General features: G+C 45.4%; 16 protein-coding genes. All 16 read right to left on the reverse strand.

The window, feature by feature from the left end; translation table 11 throughout:
- Positions 1-10: 10 nt before the first annotated feature.
- The 16 genes from ACKTR2_RS02435 to pdhA all read right to left on the reverse strand — a co-directional run bounded on the left by ACKTR2_RS02435 (position 11) and on the right by pdhA (position 17,238).
- Complete coding sequence (locus tag ACKTR2_RS02435) at positions 11-2,326, reverse strand: DNA internalization-related competence protein ComEC/Rec2 (protein WP_407882436.1); 2,316 nt, start codon at positions 2,324-2,326, stop codon at positions 11-13.
- The gene (locus ACKTR2_RS02440; RefSeq protein WP_407882437.1) at positions 2,323-2,826 is read right to left on the reverse strand and encodes a ComE operon protein 2; all 504 of its coding nucleotides are present in this window, start codon (positions 2,824-2,826) and stop codon (positions 2,323-2,325) included. The genes ACKTR2_RS02435 and ACKTR2_RS02440 overlap by 4 nt, the downstream gene beginning before the upstream one ends.
- 50 nt (positions 2,827-2,876) lie before the next feature.
- A complete protein-coding gene (locus tag ACKTR2_RS02445; RefSeq protein WP_407882438.1) occupies positions 2,877-3,629 on the reverse strand; it encodes a helix-hairpin-helix domain-containing protein in 753 nt (250 codons plus the stop codon).
- A gap of 136 nt (positions 3,630-3,765) precedes the next feature.
- On the reverse strand, positions 3,766-4,806 hold the full coding sequence (locus tag ACKTR2_RS02450; protein ID WP_407882439.1) for a SepM family pheromone-processing serine protease: 1,041 nt from the start codon (positions 4,804-4,806) through the stop codon (positions 3,766-3,768).
- A gap of 60 nt (positions 4,807-4,866) precedes the next feature.
- Entirely contained in the window at positions 4,867-5,358 is a 492-nt protein-coding gene (coaD, locus tag ACKTR2_RS02455) for a pantetheine-phosphate adenylyltransferase (RefSeq protein ID WP_407882440.1), read from the reverse strand.
- Entirely contained in the window at positions 5,358-5,930 is a 573-nt protein-coding gene (rsmD, locus tag ACKTR2_RS02460; RefSeq protein ID WP_407882441.1) for a 16S rRNA (guanine(966)-N(2))-methyltransferase RsmD, read from the reverse strand. Before rsmD ends, coaD begins: the two co-directional genes overlap by 1 nt.
- A 2-nt stretch (positions 5,931-5,932) precedes the next feature.
- Positions 5,933-6,712: a YlbG family protein gene (locus ACKTR2_RS02465; RefSeq protein WP_407882442.1), complete on the reverse strand. Its 780-nt coding sequence runs from the start codon at positions 6,710-6,712 to the stop codon at positions 5,933-5,935.
- A 21-nt stretch (positions 6,713-6,733) separates the two neighbouring features.
- The gene (locus ACKTR2_RS02470; protein WP_407882443.1) at positions 6,734-7,909 is read right to left on the reverse strand and encodes an FtsW/RodA/SpoVE family cell cycle protein; all 1,176 of its coding nucleotides are present in this window, start codon (positions 7,907-7,909) and stop codon (positions 6,734-6,736) included.
- A 214-nt stretch (positions 7,910-8,123) separates the two neighbouring features.
- A complete protein-coding gene (gene typA / locus ACKTR2_RS02475) occupies positions 8,124-9,968 on the reverse strand; it encodes a translational GTPase TypA (RefSeq protein WP_407882444.1) in 1,845 nt (614 codons plus the stop codon).
- A 101-nt stretch (positions 9,969-10,069) separates the two neighbouring features.
- A complete protein-coding gene (locus tag ACKTR2_RS02480) occupies positions 10,070-10,846 on the reverse strand; it encodes an inositol monophosphatase family protein (RefSeq protein ID WP_407882445.1) in 777 nt (258 codons plus the stop codon).
- Between the two features lie 41 nt (positions 10,847-10,887).
- Positions 10,888-11,163, reverse strand: a complete 276-nt coding sequence (locus ACKTR2_RS02485; RefSeq protein WP_407882446.1) for a UPF0223 family protein — start codon at positions 11,161-11,163, stop codon at positions 10,888-10,890.
- A complete protein-coding gene (locus ACKTR2_RS02490; RefSeq protein WP_407882447.1) occupies positions 11,150-12,100 on the reverse strand; it encodes a Rossmann-fold NAD(P)-binding domain-containing protein in 951 nt (316 codons plus the stop codon). Before ACKTR2_RS02490 ends, ACKTR2_RS02485 begins: the two co-directional genes overlap by 14 nt.
- 204 nt (positions 12,101-12,304) lie before the next feature.
- Positions 12,305-13,732 (reverse strand): dihydrolipoyl dehydrogenase, encoded by a 1,428-nt coding sequence (gene lpdA, locus ACKTR2_RS02495; protein ID WP_407882448.1) that lies wholly within the window; start codon positions 13,730-13,732, stop codon positions 12,305-12,307.
- A gap of 7 nt (positions 13,733-13,739) precedes the next feature.
- Positions 13,740-15,068, reverse strand: coding sequence for a 2-oxo acid dehydrogenase subunit E2 (locus ACKTR2_RS02500; RefSeq protein WP_407882449.1), 1,329 nt, complete (start codon positions 15,066-15,068; stop codon positions 13,740-13,742).
- A gap of 71 nt (positions 15,069-15,139) precedes the next feature.
- A complete protein-coding gene (locus tag ACKTR2_RS02505) occupies positions 15,140-16,117 on the reverse strand; it encodes an alpha-ketoacid dehydrogenase subunit beta (protein WP_407882450.1) in 978 nt (325 codons plus the stop codon).
- Between the two features lie 2 nt (positions 16,118-16,119).
- Positions 16,120-17,238, reverse strand: a complete 1,119-nt coding sequence (gene pdhA, locus ACKTR2_RS02510; RefSeq protein WP_407882451.1) for a pyruvate dehydrogenase (acetyl-transferring) E1 component subunit alpha — start codon at positions 17,236-17,238, stop codon at positions 16,120-16,122.
- Positions 17,239-17,405 lie beyond the last annotated feature (167 nt).

The raw sequence follows: 17,405 nt of genomic DNA on the forward strand, positions 1-17,405 counted from the left end.
GTCAAAAATATTATGTCGTTTGTTTAGGGGACCCTGCGCTCGGCTCACGCAACGGCAACATCGTATGCCACTGACTTGCACCCCAAAATTGATAATCATAACTAATCTCACCGACGTCGGCCGTATTTACACTAGCAATTCTTTCATCACGCAAGGTAGCCAAAGTGCTCGCTTTGGGATGACCATAACGATTATTCAATCCTGCAGAAATAATCGCCAGTTTTGGCCGCAATCGATGAATAAATTTGGGATCACTGGCAGTATCGCTACCGTGGTGTCCTAACTTTAACACATCTGTCTGAATGTCGGGAAATTGGTGCAAAATGCTCAACTCACCGTGACGATCCAGATCGCCCATGAATAAAAAACGTTGATGATTTCGCGTAGCCCCAAGCACAACAGAATCTTCATTGCCTCCAGGTCCAGGAACAAACGGATGATAAATTGTAAATGGAAATGCTGTGAGCTGTGATTGCGTCGTCAACTCAACCACTTGAGTCTGTTTTAAGTACGGCGCGACTTTACGCTGAAATCCCCTCGAAGTGGTCATTCCGGCTGGAATCGTTAATCGTCGGACTGGCATCAATTGAAGTAAACGTCCGACATCGCCAATATGATCAGCGTCTTGGTGACTACAATTCACCTCATCAATCCTTGAAACACCACGACTATGTAAATAATTGACGGTGATTTGTTCAACATTGGTCGTTGTTGTCTCGCGCCTGGCCCATGTTGGTTTCAAAAAACCGACCCGACCACCAGTATCGATTAATGAAATGTGTCGATTAAAAGGCGAACGCAACAAAATGCTATCTCCTTGACCAACGTCTAAAAAAGACACCTCTCCGTCAAAAGGACAATGCAACATTAGGAATGCGGCTGAGTACAAGACAACCAATCCGATAACTAAACGCTCACGACGTAATTTAGTTTGTGCATCCACTAATAATAAACTAACAAGTAGACAAGCCCAGAGCCAGCCAGTCGGCAATCGGCCAAAAACGATCATCCCCGGCAACTCGCCTAGGTAATTAACCGCCTGGCTAAAAATAGTTAGCAACCAGTCACAGCCCTGTCCAAACCAAGGCACAAGCGGGCTTAAAATTGTTCCCAAAATCACCATCGGAAAAATCGTCCATCCAAAAATGGGAACTAGAAGTAAGTTAACCGGCGTACTTAATAAATGAATTTGAAACAGTTGATGCAATAATAAAGGTAAACACGTCAAATTAAGCAAAATGGTCTGTCGAACTGGATGAGCATGTTGGACATACAGCAACGTAAAAGCCATCAAATAACTAAGCTGGCCACCAAGTGTTTGGAGCACAAACGGCTGAATGACTAAACCACCAATTAACGAAAGTGACCAAGCATCTAAACGAGTTAAGTTTGCACTGGGAAACAAACGTTGAATGAATGGCAATAATAACGTCAGCTCGCCAATCAGAATTGCTCGAACTAATGTGCTAGAGCCACCGGCAATAATCCCATAGACTGGCAAACTGATGGCCAATAAAAGCTGACTTTTTTCACGCGTCAAACCACCCAGGGTGAGGATTAGTCGAACTAAGCCTAACAAGTACACGACATGCATGCCCGAGATACTAAATAAGTGCACTAATCCTAACTGCTTAATCCCCGGTTGATGTTCATAAAAGTTGGTCGAAGTTTCGCCAATCAAGAGATCACTGGCATATTCGCGTAATGTTGGTGGCAGTTGTTTTAGCGCCAGTCGAAATCGCTGACGAATCTCGTGAGGCCAGCTGATCACTCTTTCCCACCAAGCTAGTTGAATTGTGGTGGCCTGCCAATACTGGCCGCGAAATTGATTATCAATGCCCCGCGCTGCCAACAGCGGACGTTGATCAAATTGATTACGATTGCGCGGACCTTCCGAGACTAGATTCACCCCGTCAATTCGCCACAGCATCGGCAGTGGTAAGCGTTTTAAAGATTGTGCCTGAGTTGAGGTTTCAATCTTACAGAAAGCACGAATGGTCTGCCCATCTGATGCTCGACCGACCAACGTTAATCCATCACCATCCAGGCGGACTTGATCCGGCTGAACAATTAGTGAAATCGTCCGTGAGTGCTCAGTAGGCCAATGGCGCTGCTGACGTTGCTCATGAACCCAGCTAAACCACAGCCCGCTTAATGAAAGAATGATTAAACATTGACCTAAACGCCAACCAGCTTGTCCTAAAAAGCCACAACGAATAATTAATAGACAGAGACCTAATCCGCACCACCAACTCTGTGCCAAAATCACACCACTCATTAAGGCAATCATTAGCGCTACGAAAACAAGCGGCAAGGTCTTGGTCACTGCTGTTCATCGGGGGTGGCCGCCGAACTTAAGAAGTCGGACAAATGAAACTCAGCCAGCTGATCCGCCGGAATTTCAATTTGGCTGACCGTGACATGTTTAAGTTCAACTAGATGCATCGCATAGGGATCGTTATGATAATTACGCAAAAAATGAATCGCGGTCACCCCGGCTTGTAATAGCATCTTGGTACACTGTAAACAAGGAAAATCAGTGACATAAATTTCGGCACCTGCCGTTGCAATTCCAAACTTTGCACACTGTAAAATGGCATTCATTTCCGCATGAATCGTCCGTAAACAGTGTCCATCCACTAGATAATCACCGACATCGGTACAATGATCGTCACCAGATACTGATCCGTTGTACCCACCAGCAATCACACGCTTGTCACGAACCAATACAGCGCCAACGGACAATCGTTGACAAGTACTGCGACTAGCTAATAATACCGCCTGCATCATGAAATATTGATCCCACGGAACTCGTTTGGTTGTCATCTGATTTACCTCCACTAAGTTATGATATTTAGCCTAATCTATCCCTTGAACTACGACAAGCGTAAATGTGGTTTTAGATTCTGCAAAGTCTTATCACCAAAACCCGGAACCTGCTTTAATTCATCTAATGTTTTAAAACCACCATGCGCCGTTCGATAATCAATAATTTTTTGAGCTTTTTTATCGCCGACACCAGTGAGGCTGGTGAGCTGTTGTTTGGTCGCATTATTAAGCGGAATGGTGCCCCCACTGCCTTCACTTGCTTGTTCACTGCGCTCTTGGCCTGACTCGACATCGCTATCAGCAACATGATCTGCATTAGTCTGGCCAATAGCAGGCAACTTCAGTTCAGCTGGTACCTGTTCACCTTTCCCTGGCACATAAATAACCATTTGATCGCGAAGTTGTAAGGCTTGATTTAATTCACGACTCTCCGCGTCATTTCGTAGACCTCCGGCTCGATTAATCGCATTGACAACATGTAGTTTGCGCGAAAGTTGATAGACGCCGGGATGATTAACTGCACCTTTAACTTCAACTGTCATCAACTTCGATGCATTAGTACTGACCTTTGATGAGCCGCCTGTCGTCATTGGCGACGAGGTGGCTGTTTCCAGCACCGAGGACGTTGCAGCTGTCCTAGACATTGATAGACTGCCACTTTCACGATGTCCACTATTGGACATCATTCTGGTGACGACCAAAGTCCCGATAATACTGGCAATTAACAACACCGACAGACCGCTCAGTAGCCACTTACGGTGTTCCTGCCGCGCTTCGCGTACTGCTCCGATCCAATCCATTGCTTCATCTCACCTTCCTAATGTTGATAGTTATACATACGTAAACGACGGTCAAAAATTCTCATTGTTTCATTTTTTGTTGATCAACTGACAAAAAAAGAAGCCGCCTTCATAAATCAGGCAACTTCTTGAACGATTAATGGTGAGTTTGCAAATACCTAACGGCCTGTTTAAAGGAACTAACCGGAACCACTTTCATCTTTGGTGCATACTTTTTAGCCGTTTTCTTAGCTAATTGATAATTCGTCATATGATCCGGTTCATATTTTAAGAGTTCCTTAGTTGGTTTGACGTACGGGGCGAAGAAAATCTTTGCACCAGCTTTATTCGCTGCAACGATTTTCTTATCGATTCCACCAATCTCGCCGACCGAACCGTCCGGACCAATCGTTCCTGTTCCAGCAATCTTTTGACCATGACGTAAATTCTCATTAGTCAGCTGCTGATAAATCTGAAGGCTGAACATCAATCCGCCAGACGGGCCCCCAATTTCACCTGGGTTAACCATAACCGGGATTTTGGTCGTAACTTTAACGTTGTCCGTTAAAGTAATCCCAATGCCTGAACGTCCATCTGGCAGACGAATGAGTGCCCCCTTAGCCGTTTTTGTTTTGCCATTATGTTCATAGGTCACGTTAACTCGGTCAGTAAGCTTCCGTTTTGCTAAGGCCTTTTGATACCCAGCTGCCGAATTATAGTGAACACCATCAATTTTGGTAATTGTATCGCCGACTTTAATTTCTCCGTTAAAGTGAGAATTTTTGGTGACATTTAAAACATAGATGCCCAAATACTTCTTCGTATATTGTGAATGGGCTGTTTGATAAGCAGTCGCAATCGCTTCGTTAATGGCACTCTGCATATAAAATTGCTGAACCTTATTATACGTTGTGCCACTCTGTCCACCAGTCACATCAGCGGCCGAATCAATGCTTGCATGAGGGTCAAAGTGAGCCCACACCCAACTCAATGGCGTCGCCCGCTGCAAATAAACCGAGGTGATCATAAAATCACCCTTTTGATGATCAGGTCGCGTTGGCATCGTAACAAAATTACGTAGATTGTCCGCTGTCCCCGGCGTTTCAATATAGCTATTTAATGGCGCAAAACGTAGCAGAAGCAAAATGATTAGCCCGGCTAATCCGCCTAGCCACCAACCCCAACGTCTCTTCTTCATTCTTATTCCTCATCGTCTGGCGATTTCCACCGCCATGGCTGTCTTTCATCAATGAATTCGTTATTGCTCCGAACCAAGCTTAATCTGCAGCTGTTTCCAGACCACCGCGGGAACGAAACCTGAGACATCACCATTAAAATGAACAATTTCCTTCAAAATGCTTGAAGAAATTTGCGCATTTTCTGGTTTGGCCAATAAAAACACCGATTCAATATCAGTCGCCATCATATGATTCATATTAGCAATGTCGCGTTCAAAATTAAAATCTTGTTCATTACGTAATCCACGAACGATAAAATGCGCGTTGTGCTCATGCAAAAAGTCGATCGTTAATCCAGAAATCGCCATGACCGAGACGTTGCTTAAATCCGTTACAGTCTCTGTAATCATGGTTTCCCTTTCTGCCTGTGAAAATAACGGTTTCTTGCCCGTATTCGTCGCCACCGCTACGATCAAACGATCAAACATCTGACTGGCACGCTGAATAATATCTAAATGACCATTCGTTAATGGATCGAAACTTCCCGGAAAAACTGCAATTCGTTCAGTCATTATGCTTCTTCCCCCGTGGCTTTAACATATCGGTAAACCATAACGTCGGTAATTCCGTAATCTTTGTGGTGAGTTTGAGTAAATCCACCAAATTGATCAGGCAGATCAGCCTGTTGGTCCGTTTCAGCAACCACGATAGCACCATCAGTCAATAAATCTAGTTGCGCCATTCGGCTTAATTCAGCTACAATCTTTTGTTTCGCATAAGGTGGATCTAGCAAGACCAAATCAAAGGGTGCCTGCATGGCGGCCAGCTTGGGCAAGATTGCCTCTGCATCCGCTTTAATAATTTGAAAACGGTCTGGTGCTTTTGTCACGGCCACATTTGCTCTGATCGTCTTAATCGCTTGGTATTGGTGATCAACAAGCACTACCTCACTCATTCCTCGTGATACCGCTTCGATCCCTAATCCGCCCGAGCCAGCAAACAGATCTAATCCTCGTCCGCCATTAAAATACGGTCCGATCATGCTAAACATTGCTTCTTTAACTTTGTCAGTTGTCGGTCGAGTCAAAGTGCCCGGAACGGCATTTAGGGGCCGACCGCCAAATTCTCCAGCAACCACGCGCATTGCTAAGCCTCCCCGCTATCAGTCACAGACAGTGCATCTGCGCCACCGTCGCCTTTTGTGTGGGTGACAAAATTGGCATTCACACCCTGACCTACAAATGGATCCACAGTCGGTCGTTCACTGACGACCACTCGCTTAACAAAGTTTAATTTATTTAATGCTTGCCGCTGACTTTCAATTCGCGCTTGATCCATGTAAATCACAACATAGTGCATCTTCTTAGAAACGTAGTCGATATCGCCAAACCTTTTCAGTTGCCGAACTTGACGCAAATTTCTAATAAACACAAATACCGCTTGCCGCGCCACTGGTTGTAATGGCTGCGGATCATGACCAACAAAGGCTAAGGCTAAATCGTCACGGATTTGACTTGCGATCTTTGCGCCTGCGTTGATATCGGCGTGTGAAGAAGATACATTCGGCGTTGTCTGCTGACTAGGTGTAACTGTCTCAGTGCCCTTTTTGATCGACAAAGCTGTCTGGCTTTTTGCTGCGACCTGCTTTGACTTGTTGCTGTCTTCAGTCGGTTTTCGACGATTCGATCGCCGTCGCCGAGGTTTTTTTGCACGATCAGTTGTTTGTGCTTTCTTTGTGGTCGAATTACCGGTTGCTTGCTTCGAATCAGTGGCCGCAGCTGTCTGTTGACCTTGGGGACGTCGGCGTCGGCGTCGAGGCCGACGTTTAGGCCGCTCTTGGTCGCTGTTGTTGTCGCCCATGGAAGAACCATGCGTCCCGCGATTACTCGATTGACCCTTATTTGTATGTGAATCTGTTTCACTCATCGCTAATCCCTCCTTCTGTAATTAATTGGCGGCTAATTTAACGTTTAACACCGCTTGTCGCTCACGTTTCTCTCGTGCTGAAATATTCATTAAAATACCCATACAACTGGCCAAAACCAGCATCGATGAACCACCATAGCTAACGAATGGTAAGGTCACTCCGGTAATTGGCAGTGCACCAATAACTCCACCCACGTTAAAGAGCGACTGAACAGTTAATAAGGCGGCAATACCGTAACACACTAAGCTTTCATACATTGTAGTGGCACGATTACCCAGTCGAACTGCTCGAAATGCTAGCATTCCTAGAAAAAATAGGACACCAAGTACCGTCACAACGCCTAATTCCTCACTGGTAACCGCAAGAATAAAATCTGTATTTGGTTCCGGCAAGTAGCCCATTTTTTGAATACTGTTGCCCAAGCCAACGCCGAATAATCCGCCGTTGCTAATTGCGTAATAAGAATTAACCAACTGCCGTCCCACAGTCTTCACTGTTCCAAACGGATCGGCAAATGCCACAAACCGTTGCAACTGATATGAGTGTGCTAAAAAAGAATGGGTGACATCGATGTGCGATAAAGTAACCAGCATGCCCACATACAGTAAAAACAACCCTCCAACGATTGTCATTGGTAAACCACGGCGATTACCACTAGCTAGAATCATGATTAAAACAATAAAGCCATCAATCACGAAACCGCCGGTATCCGGCTGAATGAAAATCAATAACATTAAGACCAATAACATTAGCAATGGTTGCCACATCGTCGTCCAAAACCGCTCGGATAGCGCTTGCTGATGTGAATCCATGTAATGAGCCAAAAATAGCACGATAAACAATTTCAAAAATTCTTCTGGTTGAATATTGATCGGTCCCAGGTTAATCCAACCCTTGGCACCATTCACTCGAGACCCAACAATTAAAACAGTAACCACCAGAAAGAAAATGCCAAAAGTCATATATTCTACAATCCGGCCCGAGCGAAGCACTGATAACTTTAGATAATAAAAGCCAAATGCCAGCACCAAACCAACAATGACATAGGCAGTTTGTTTAATTAAATAAGCCCCGGCGGTTGTTCCGGTGCTCAAGGCCACATTTGCACTAGAAGAGTACACCATAACGATGCCAAAAAAGCTGAGTACCAGATAAGGAATCAAGATATAATAATCAACGAGCTTTAACTTTTTCACGTGCCAATCCCTCACAAAAAATTCTTCCCACATTATAGCATAACGTTAACCCGTTCCTTGAATTCGCTTCAACACTCACATTTTTTTACGTTTACCTTATCATTAGTAACTGTCGCTTGTCTCCTATTAAACGGCATTTTGCATTATAAAACAGCTCCACCTTGTCTGTGATTCACCAAGGTGGAGCTGTTTTATAAAATGTTAATGAATTTGATTAGTCACGAGCGGCTGCCTTACGACGTTTAGCTGCCTTTTCACGGGCGCTGGTTTCTAAAATCTGCTTACGTAAACGAACGTGCTCAGGTGTAATCTCACAATATTCATCTTCGTTTAAGAATTCCAAGGATTCTTCAAGTGTCAGATGGGTTGGCGTCTTGATAGTGGCCGTCATGTCTTTGTTAGAAGAACGCACGTTAGTCATGTTCTTCCCCTTAGTAACATTGACCGAAATGTCATTTTCACGACTATTTTGGCCGACGATCATCCCTTCATAGACGGTTGTACCTGGATCAATGAACAATTGTCCACGATCTTCAACACCCATCATTGCGTAAGTCGTCGCCTTACCTTGGGTAATTGATACCAAAGTCCCATTACGACGACCTGGGTTCCAGTTCTTGATGACCGGCATGTACTTTTCAAACGTGTGGTTCATAATTCCGTAGCCACGAGTCATCGATAAGAATTCAGTTGAGTATCCGATTAGCCCACGTGATGGTGCCAAAAATTCTAACCGAGTTTGCCCGTTACCTGTATTCTCCATGTTCTTCATTTCGCCCTTGCGTTGTGACAAGGTATCAATGATGGAACCAGCATATTCTTCTGGTGTGTCAATTTGCACCGCTTCAAATGGTTCTTCCATCGTCCCATCGATTTCACGATAAATAACTTCTGGACGAGAAGCCTGCAATTCATAACCTTCACGCCGTAACGTTTCAATCAAGATAGATAAATGAAGTTCACCACGCCCAGAAACCATCCATGCATCTGGTTCATCAGTGTCTTCAACCCGCAAAGACACATCAGTATGCAATTCTTGCTTCAGCCGAGTCTCTAATTGACGCGTAGTCACAAACTTACCTTCTTGACCAGCTAACGGTGAATCATTAGTCCGGAATAACATCTGCAAAGTTGGTTCATCAATCCGTAAAACTGGCAATGCTTCTTGATGATCTTGCGGTGTCACTGTTTCACCAACATTGATTTCTTCCATCCCGGAAACGGCGATTAAGTCACCAGCTTTAGCTTCATTGACTTCAACTCGTTGCAAGCCTAAGAACCCATAAAGCTTCGTCACCCGGAAATTCTGCGCCGTACCGTCCAATTTCATAACTGTAACGCTGTCGCCGACCTTGATCTTGCCACGGAAAATCCGGCCGATCCCAATCCGGCCTACGAAATCATTGTAATCAAGTAAGGCCACTTGGAATTGTAATGGTTCATCTTCGTTATCAATTGGTGCTGGAATCGTCTTTAAAATAGTATCAAAAATCGGCTTCATGGTATGATCTTGGGTGCTTAAATCAGAATCATAAGATGAAGTTCCATTCATCGCTGACGCATAGACAACTGGGAATTCAAGTTGATCTTCATCTGCCCCTAATTCAATGAACAAATCGAGCACTTCATCAACAACTTCTTCAGGACGAGCACCCTCACGGTCAACCTTGTTAATGACTACGATTGGCGTCAAGTGTTGTTCTAAGGCCTTTTTAAGCACAAATCGAGTTTGTGGCATCGTCCCTTCATAGGCATCAACAACCAGTAAGACGCCATCAACCATTTTCATAACCCGCTCAACTTCACCACCGAAGTCCGCGTGCCCTGGGGTATCCAAAATGTTGATCTGCTTGTCGCCATATTTAACAGCGGTGTTCTTTGACAGGATCGTAATCCCACGTTCCTGTTCAATTGCGTTTGTATCCATCGCCCGATCAGCAATCTCAGTGTGGCCATCAAGTGTGTCAGATTGCTTTAGCATTTCATTAACCAACGTTGTCTTACCATGGTCGACGTGGGCAATGATGGCGATATTACGGATATCATCTCTAGTTTTCAAAGTGTAACTTCCCTTCGTTTCAAAATCAATATTCATGTGGTAACTTTGGCGGCATTATTAGGCGTAAAAAAACTGTGACCATTCATGTCACAGTCCGACACTTATGCCTGCATCGCAATAATGTCCTGTTGCGCTTGCTTCGTAGCTACTACTACAACGCTATATGATAGCACAGACGGCGTTTGACCGTCAACTGTCGTCACGACCAGCCCCAACTCTTCGGCCAAGATTTTCCCCGTTGCGAAATCCCATGGACGTAGATAGGAAATGTAACACACCTGCTGTCCTCGCAGCACTTTGGTAAACGCAATCCCGGCACTACCAATAATTCGCATACCTAAACTGGCCGCGCCAATAGCTTGCATATGATCCACATCATGGCGAACAAGTGGTCCAGATAAACTCGCTAGCCCTTCACTGAGTGGCAAATTCGCCGGTGGCGCCATCAATCGATCATTCAACCAGACGCCGATACCTTTCGCCCCGTGAAAAAGGCGGTCACCCATTACGTCGTACAGCCAAGCTGCTTGGCCGATACCATCGATATATAGTGACATCATAATGGCAAAATCATCCCGCTGTTTAATGAAATTCATGGTGCCATCCAACGGGTCCAAGATCCATAACCGGCCATCGGTCTCGGTGACATGATCCCCAAGACCTTCTTCCCCAAGAATCTGGGCGTCAGGGTCGGCTTGTCGAATATGGGCCACCAACCGTTGCTCATTTTCTTTGTCAACCTGCGTTACAAGATCGCGGCGCCCCGACTTTTCTTCTATCGATAATGGTTCATCGAAGTGGGCCAAAATATTCTCACGGGCTTCGTCAATCCATTGAGTGACCTGTGCGTCCCACTGTTGAAATGTTGACTGATCCATTTTGATCCTTCCTATAGTACCTTCATTTATCTAGCTTTCGTTTAGTCAGAAAACTTGAAATGTTTTCGTTGACTCGCCATGGCCGCTTGCATCGTACGATACAGACTGACCCCAGTCTGGCGCTGAAGTTGTCGGTCCAATTGCTTCTGTTGCCCTTTTGTCGGGACAATCATTTGAAAGACTTGATAAGCGCTCAGCAACCGTTGTCGATCGACGCCTTGCTCATTTGCGGTCAAGATTAAATCATAAAACATCGTCACATCAATAATTTCTTGACTGGTCCAAGTGTCATCTAAAGGTAACTCAATGTTCATCATTTTCATCCGTTTCTGGTTCGAAATCCCCATTTTCGATGGTTGTTATCTGCGCCGAAATTGTCGTGGTGATTTCATCTAATTGGCGTTGTTCAATTTCAGTATACGAAACATCCACAATTTTAGATGCACCCATGGCCGTCAACCGAATCGGCGTACTTAACGGTACGATACGATCAACAACGGTCGTTAATAGATTGGTCACCGAACCCACCATTGGTCGATCAAAGAATAACGCTCGTAGGATTCGAAGCACAGCTTGGGACCGCAAACCATCATTCGCCGAAATAATGGCTTGGTTCAGTCGCTGCTCAATCTCGCCTAGTTGGTTTGCATTGAATTCTACAGCATCGTTAGCCATCAGTGAAAGAATGGGAACTGGTCCAATCGTCGACCGACTCCAAGCCACCACATGTTCTTGACCCACGCCCACAACATAGGCATGGACGCTATCCGTTGGTACATTGAATGTCCGCGCTAACGTGTTGGCCAAGACGCAACTATGCGCCAATGTACCCACTCCCAAGCATTGATTGGCACCGACCCCAGAGAACTTCTGGGCAAAATAGGTCAACACACCATCATCTGGACTAGCAACAATGATCTTCCCCTTAAATCCTTCTGCCATGGCTGCCTGGATAAGTTCTCGTAACCGTGGCAGTGTCGCCGTTAAACGTTCTTCGGCACTAGCTGAGCGTGGTAAATCAACCAAGTCTCCAATAATTAAGGCGTCAGCGGTTACAAAATCCGTCATTATACCAAGATGCACCTGTGCGTTCGCACAACCGCTTGCAGCTGTTTGTACATCTTCATAGACTTGTTCAGGCTCTTGGGTCGAGGATAAGACACTTACTGTCATTGGCAAGTCAAGTGTTAACGCACTCGTTAAAAATGTTTGGTTAAACTGCCCTGTTCCATATAGAACCACACTTGGTTTCATTCAAAGCCCCCTTCTTCTAAACCGAATCCATCGCAGCTCACAATACCGCTATTAGGAAAATGGTTACACTAACTAATCAAGATCAATTCGTTTCAGTTTATTAGTTTCTATTTATGGTTAATTGTACCGAAGCTGGAATGAAGTGCAAGAAAAAAGAGCGCCCGGCTAAGCCAGTCACTCTTTTGCAAACACATGCACTTAATGTTAGATATGGGTTGGGAAACCGATCGCAATGTCTGCAGCTTCTTGAATTGGTTCACTCAACGTTGGATGTGGGTGAATCGTCAAGGCAACATCCTCGGCGTTCATGTGTGAGTTGACCGCCAAGCTAAGTTCAGCAACTAAGTCACTCGCATCTGGACCAACGACTTGTGCACCAACAATTGTGTTGTCGTCTTTGGTTGTCACTAAGCGAACAAAACCATCTGCTTCGTCCATCGAAACGGCCCGAGCGTTACCAGCGAATGGGAACTTCGCGGTAGATACTTCCAAGCCCGCTTCTTTAGCTTCTGCCTGCGTGTAACCAACCGTAGCTAACTCTGGATCAGCAAAACATACAGCAGGAACACTGACATAGTCGTTAGCTGTGTGATGACCAGCAATCGCACCAGCGGCAACTTTGCCATTGAAGAAAGCTTTGTGGGCCAATGCTGGACCATTGTTGACAATGTCGCCGACTGCATAGATATGCGGTGAAGCCGTTCGACCTTGGTCATCGACCTCAATGAAACCACGTTTATCTAACTTAATGTCAGTAAACTCTAGTCCCAAATTGTCTGTGTTCGGCTTTCTTCCAACCGTCACCATGCAGTAGTCGGCCTTCAATGTTTGCGGTTTGCCGTCAACTTCATAGGTAACAGTCACAGAAGTGTCATCTTGTTCAGACTTCTTCGCCATCGCACTGGTCACAACATCGACCTTGTGTGCCTTCAAATTCTTCAAGACAAGGGAAACCATGTCTTTTTCGAAGTTAGGCAAGATGGATGGGGTTCCTTCTAAGATAGTCACGTGAGCACCTAAGTTGGCATAAGCACCAGCCAATTCAGTTCCCACATAACCACCACCGATAACGACTAATTCTTTAGGAATTTCTGGTAAGTTCAAGCCACCAGTTGAGTCAACGACCCGGCCTTCGAATTTAAAGTTAGGAATTTCTACTGGTCGCGAACCAGAGGCAATGATGAGGTCTTTAAAGGCAATTGTCCGACCAGTATCACGGCTCATGAATTGCTTTGGACCCGGTGCAATGACCCGCAATTGTGTATCAGAATCCATCGTTGCTTCACCACGAATGACTTCAACCTTGTGTTTCTTAAGCAGCATGGCAACACCACTAGTCATCCGGTCAACGACCTTAGTTTGCTTCCAAGTTTGCGTCTTACTGAAGTCAATCTTAGCGTCAGCCGTCGTAATCCCGTAAGTTGAAGCATCTTTTGCTTCTTGCAAACGGTGACCGGCTTGAATCAAGGCTTTCGATGGCACACAGCCAACGTTTAAACACACCCCACCAAGGGTTTCAGATTGTTCAATGACCGTGACTTGTTGACCTAGTTCAGCGGCCCGAATTGCGGCAACGTACCCACCAGGGCCCGCACCAATGATTACTGTTTCCTTTTGTTCAACATCAGCCATTATTCAATCATCCCTCCATCAAAAGCATGTCTGGGTCGTGCAACAAGGCCTTCAATTCGTTCAAAGCCCGTTGTGCAGTTGCACCATCGATCAAACGGTGGTCGTAACTCAAGGACAGCTTCAACATATTACCAACGACGATTTCACCATCTTCGTTGACAATTGGTTCTTTTGCGATTTTACCAACACCCAAGATAGCAACTTCTGGGTAGTTAATAACTGGTGTGAACCAGCCGCCACCGATTGAACCAACGTTACTAATTGTAATGGAGCCACCGCTCATTTCAGCAGCAGACAACTTGTTATCTTGCGCTTTCTGAGTATTTTCAGTGATTTCCTTGGCAATGGCAAACATACCCTTAGCGTCAGCGTTCTTAACGTTTGGTACGTACAAGCCGTGGTCAGTATCGGTCGCAATTCCGATGTTGTAATAGTGCTTGTAAACGATTTCTTGCGTACTGTCATCAATTGATGCATTTAACGTTGGGAAATCTTTTAAGACCGCAACCAAAGCTTTAGCAATGTACGGCAAGAAAGTTAAGTGAATATCGCGATCAGCGGCAGCAGCTTTGTACTTCTTACGGTTAGCCATCAATGCAGTAACGTCAACGTCGTCAAATGACGTAACGTGTGGCGCAGTGTGCTTAGAAGTAACCATTGCTTTAGCAATTGCCTTACGCGTCATGGACATTGGTTCACGTGTTTCTAATTCGGGTGTCGCAGAAACGTATGGCTTGATTGGCGCAGCAGCAGTATCAGCAGTTGGTGCACCTGGGGCAGCTGGTGCAGGGGCAGCTGCTGGTGCAGCGCCGTTCTTAGCAGCATCAACGTCAGCTTTAGTCACTTGGCCATGCTTGCCTGATGGTGCCACAACCGTAATATCGACACCGTTATCACGAGCGTATTGGCGAACAGATGGCATCGCAAGTACGAGCTTATTAGGATCGCTTAACACAGGATTAGCACTAGCTGTCGCAGCGGGCGCTGGTGCATCGGCTGGCGCTGGTGCGGCTTCAGGAGCCGGCGCTGGTGCGGCCTCTGCTGCTGGTGCGGCCTCTGCTGCTGGCGCAGCAGCCTCATCATCACCGGTATCAGCAGAACCATCATCGATTTCAACTAACGTATCACCGATTTTGGCTGTTTCACCTGCTTGCATAAAAATCTTTTTAACCGTCCCAGACACTGGTGATGGTAATTCAGAGACAGACTTGTCATTTTGAATTTCAACTAAGGTGTCATCTTCAGCAATCTTGTCGCCTTCTTTAACATCCCAAGCGGCAATTTCGCCTTCTGCCATTCCTTCACCAAGTTCTGGCATTTTGAATTTGTAGGACATGGAGTATCTTCCTTTCATCGAATTTCCGGAGTGTTCCGGACAATCGTTGGCTATTTAGCGTAGCCGCGCGTTTAGTAAGTCAAAATTTCGCGAACCTTCGCCTCAATTTCAGCGGCATCAGGAATCCAGTCGTCTTCAGCTAAGGCAAATGGGTAAACACTGTCTGGCGCAGCTACGCGGCCAATTGGCGCATCCAATGAAAGAATGTCATCTTCAGCAATATCGGAAACAACTGTGGCGCCAACCCCAGCCATGCGTTGTGCTTCTTGAACAACGACAACATGGTGTGTCTTGTCGATTGACTTGAAGATAGTGGCTGTGTCGATTGGTGATAGGGAAACTAAGTCGATGACTTCAACAGAAATATTTTCATCAGCCAACTTGTCTGCTACTTTAAGCGCTTCGTTAACTTCAGAACTATAAGCAACAACTGTAATGTCTGTCCCTTCACGCACAACTTTAGCTGTATCCAATGGAACCGTGTACTTGTCATCTGGAACATCGGCCTTCATTGAACGATACAATTTCAGGTTTTCCATGAACAAGACAGGGTCATTGTTTTCAACAGCTGAGATCACAAGTCCCTTAGCATCATATGGGTTAGAAGGTGTAACTACCCGTAAACCTGGTACGCCAGTGAAGAAATTCTCCAAGTTGTCGGCATGCATTTCAGCCGTGTGAGTCCCACCACCAAATGGGGTCCGAATGGTGATTGGCATATTCTTCGTGTTACCAAAACGGAACCGTGTCCGTGCCATTTGTCCGGCAATCGAGTCGACTGCTTCAAATGTAAAGCCCATAAATTGGATTTCAGGTAATGGCCGCCAGCCAGTGGCCGCTAATCCCATTGCCAAGCCTAAAATACCTGATTCAGCTAATGGTGTGTCGAAGACCCGATCTTCACCATATTTGTCTTGTAACCCTTGAGTGGTACGGAAAACACCACCGTTTTTACCGACATCTTCACCGAAGATTAACGTCTTGTCATCGTCACTTAAGACCTGATCAAGTCCGTCAGTAATCGCTTGAATATAAGTTTTCGTAGCCATGATTACTTCGACTCCTTTGCTTCAAATTCGGCAATTTGTGCCGCAATGTTCGGAGTTGGTACTTCGAACGTGTTCTTCAATAATTCAACATTAGTTTGTTTTGGTTCACCATCAGCAGCCTTCAATGCTGCTTTGAAGTCAGCCTTGCATTGATCCGTGTAGTCACTTTCTTGCTGATCAGACCAAAGACCTTTATCAGCTAAAACTTTTCGTAAACGAATTAATGGGTCAATATCATGCCATGGCTTCTCTTCTTCTTTAGTCCGGTAACGCGAAGGATCGTCACCAGCAGAACTGTGAGCGCCATAACGATAAGTTAATGTTTCAATTAAGACAGGACCATTGCCAGCAGCAGCAAAGTCACGAGCAGCCTTGGAAACAGCGTAAACGGCAAGAATGTCCATCCCATCAACTTGAACAGATGGAATTCCGGCAGCGACCGCTTTTTGAGCGAGTGTCTTGGCAGCAGTCTGCTTCTCACGAGGAACAGAAATGGCGAATCCATTGTTTTGAACAAAGGCAACCAATGGTGCTTGGAAAGCACCAGCGAAGTTCAAACCTTCATAGGTGTCCCCTTGCGAAGTCCCACCGTCACCGGTATAAACGAACGCAACGTTCTTTTCACCGTTCTTCTTAATTCCTAAAGCGGCACCGGCGGCTTCAACGTATTGGGCGCCAATGATGATTTGTGGCATCCATGCACGATACTTTTCATCATAAATGTTGCCTAAAACGTGACCACGTGACCAAAGGTATCCTTTTTCAACCGAACTACCATGCTGAATTAACTGTGGTAAGTCTCGGTAAGCAGGGAATAGGAAATCTTGTGGTTCAAAGGCGGAAACACTCCCCATTTCACTGGCTTCTTCACCAGCAGTTGGCGCATAGAATCCTAACCGTCCTTGACGAGAGAAGTTCATCGTTTGTTCATGCAATGCACGTTCCCAAACCATCTTCTTCATAAAATCAACCAGTTGGTCATCACTAAAACTATTGAAGACCTCTTGATTTACAACTTTGGCAGAACCGTCTAAAACTTGCACCGGTTTGTAGTCACTGCCTAAGTTATTCTTGATCGCAGCGAAGTCTACAATTGGCTTAGATGAATCGTTGTTTGCCATAATGCACACATTCCTTTCTATTTCTTGATGACAGCTGACACTCGTTCACTGTCTAATAAATTCAGTCAACAAATGTATGCGCTTTCATCTTTCACGACTTATTGTAACGCGTTACAGAATCGCAATGCAAGGGTTTTCAAAATTGTTAAATAGGTCACAAGCCCTTT

The sequence above is a fragment of the Furfurilactobacillus curtus genome (assembly GCF_045862785.1).
GTDB classification, from domain to species: domain Bacteria; phylum Bacillota; class Bacilli; order Lactobacillales; family Lactobacillaceae; genus Furfurilactobacillus; species Furfurilactobacillus curtus.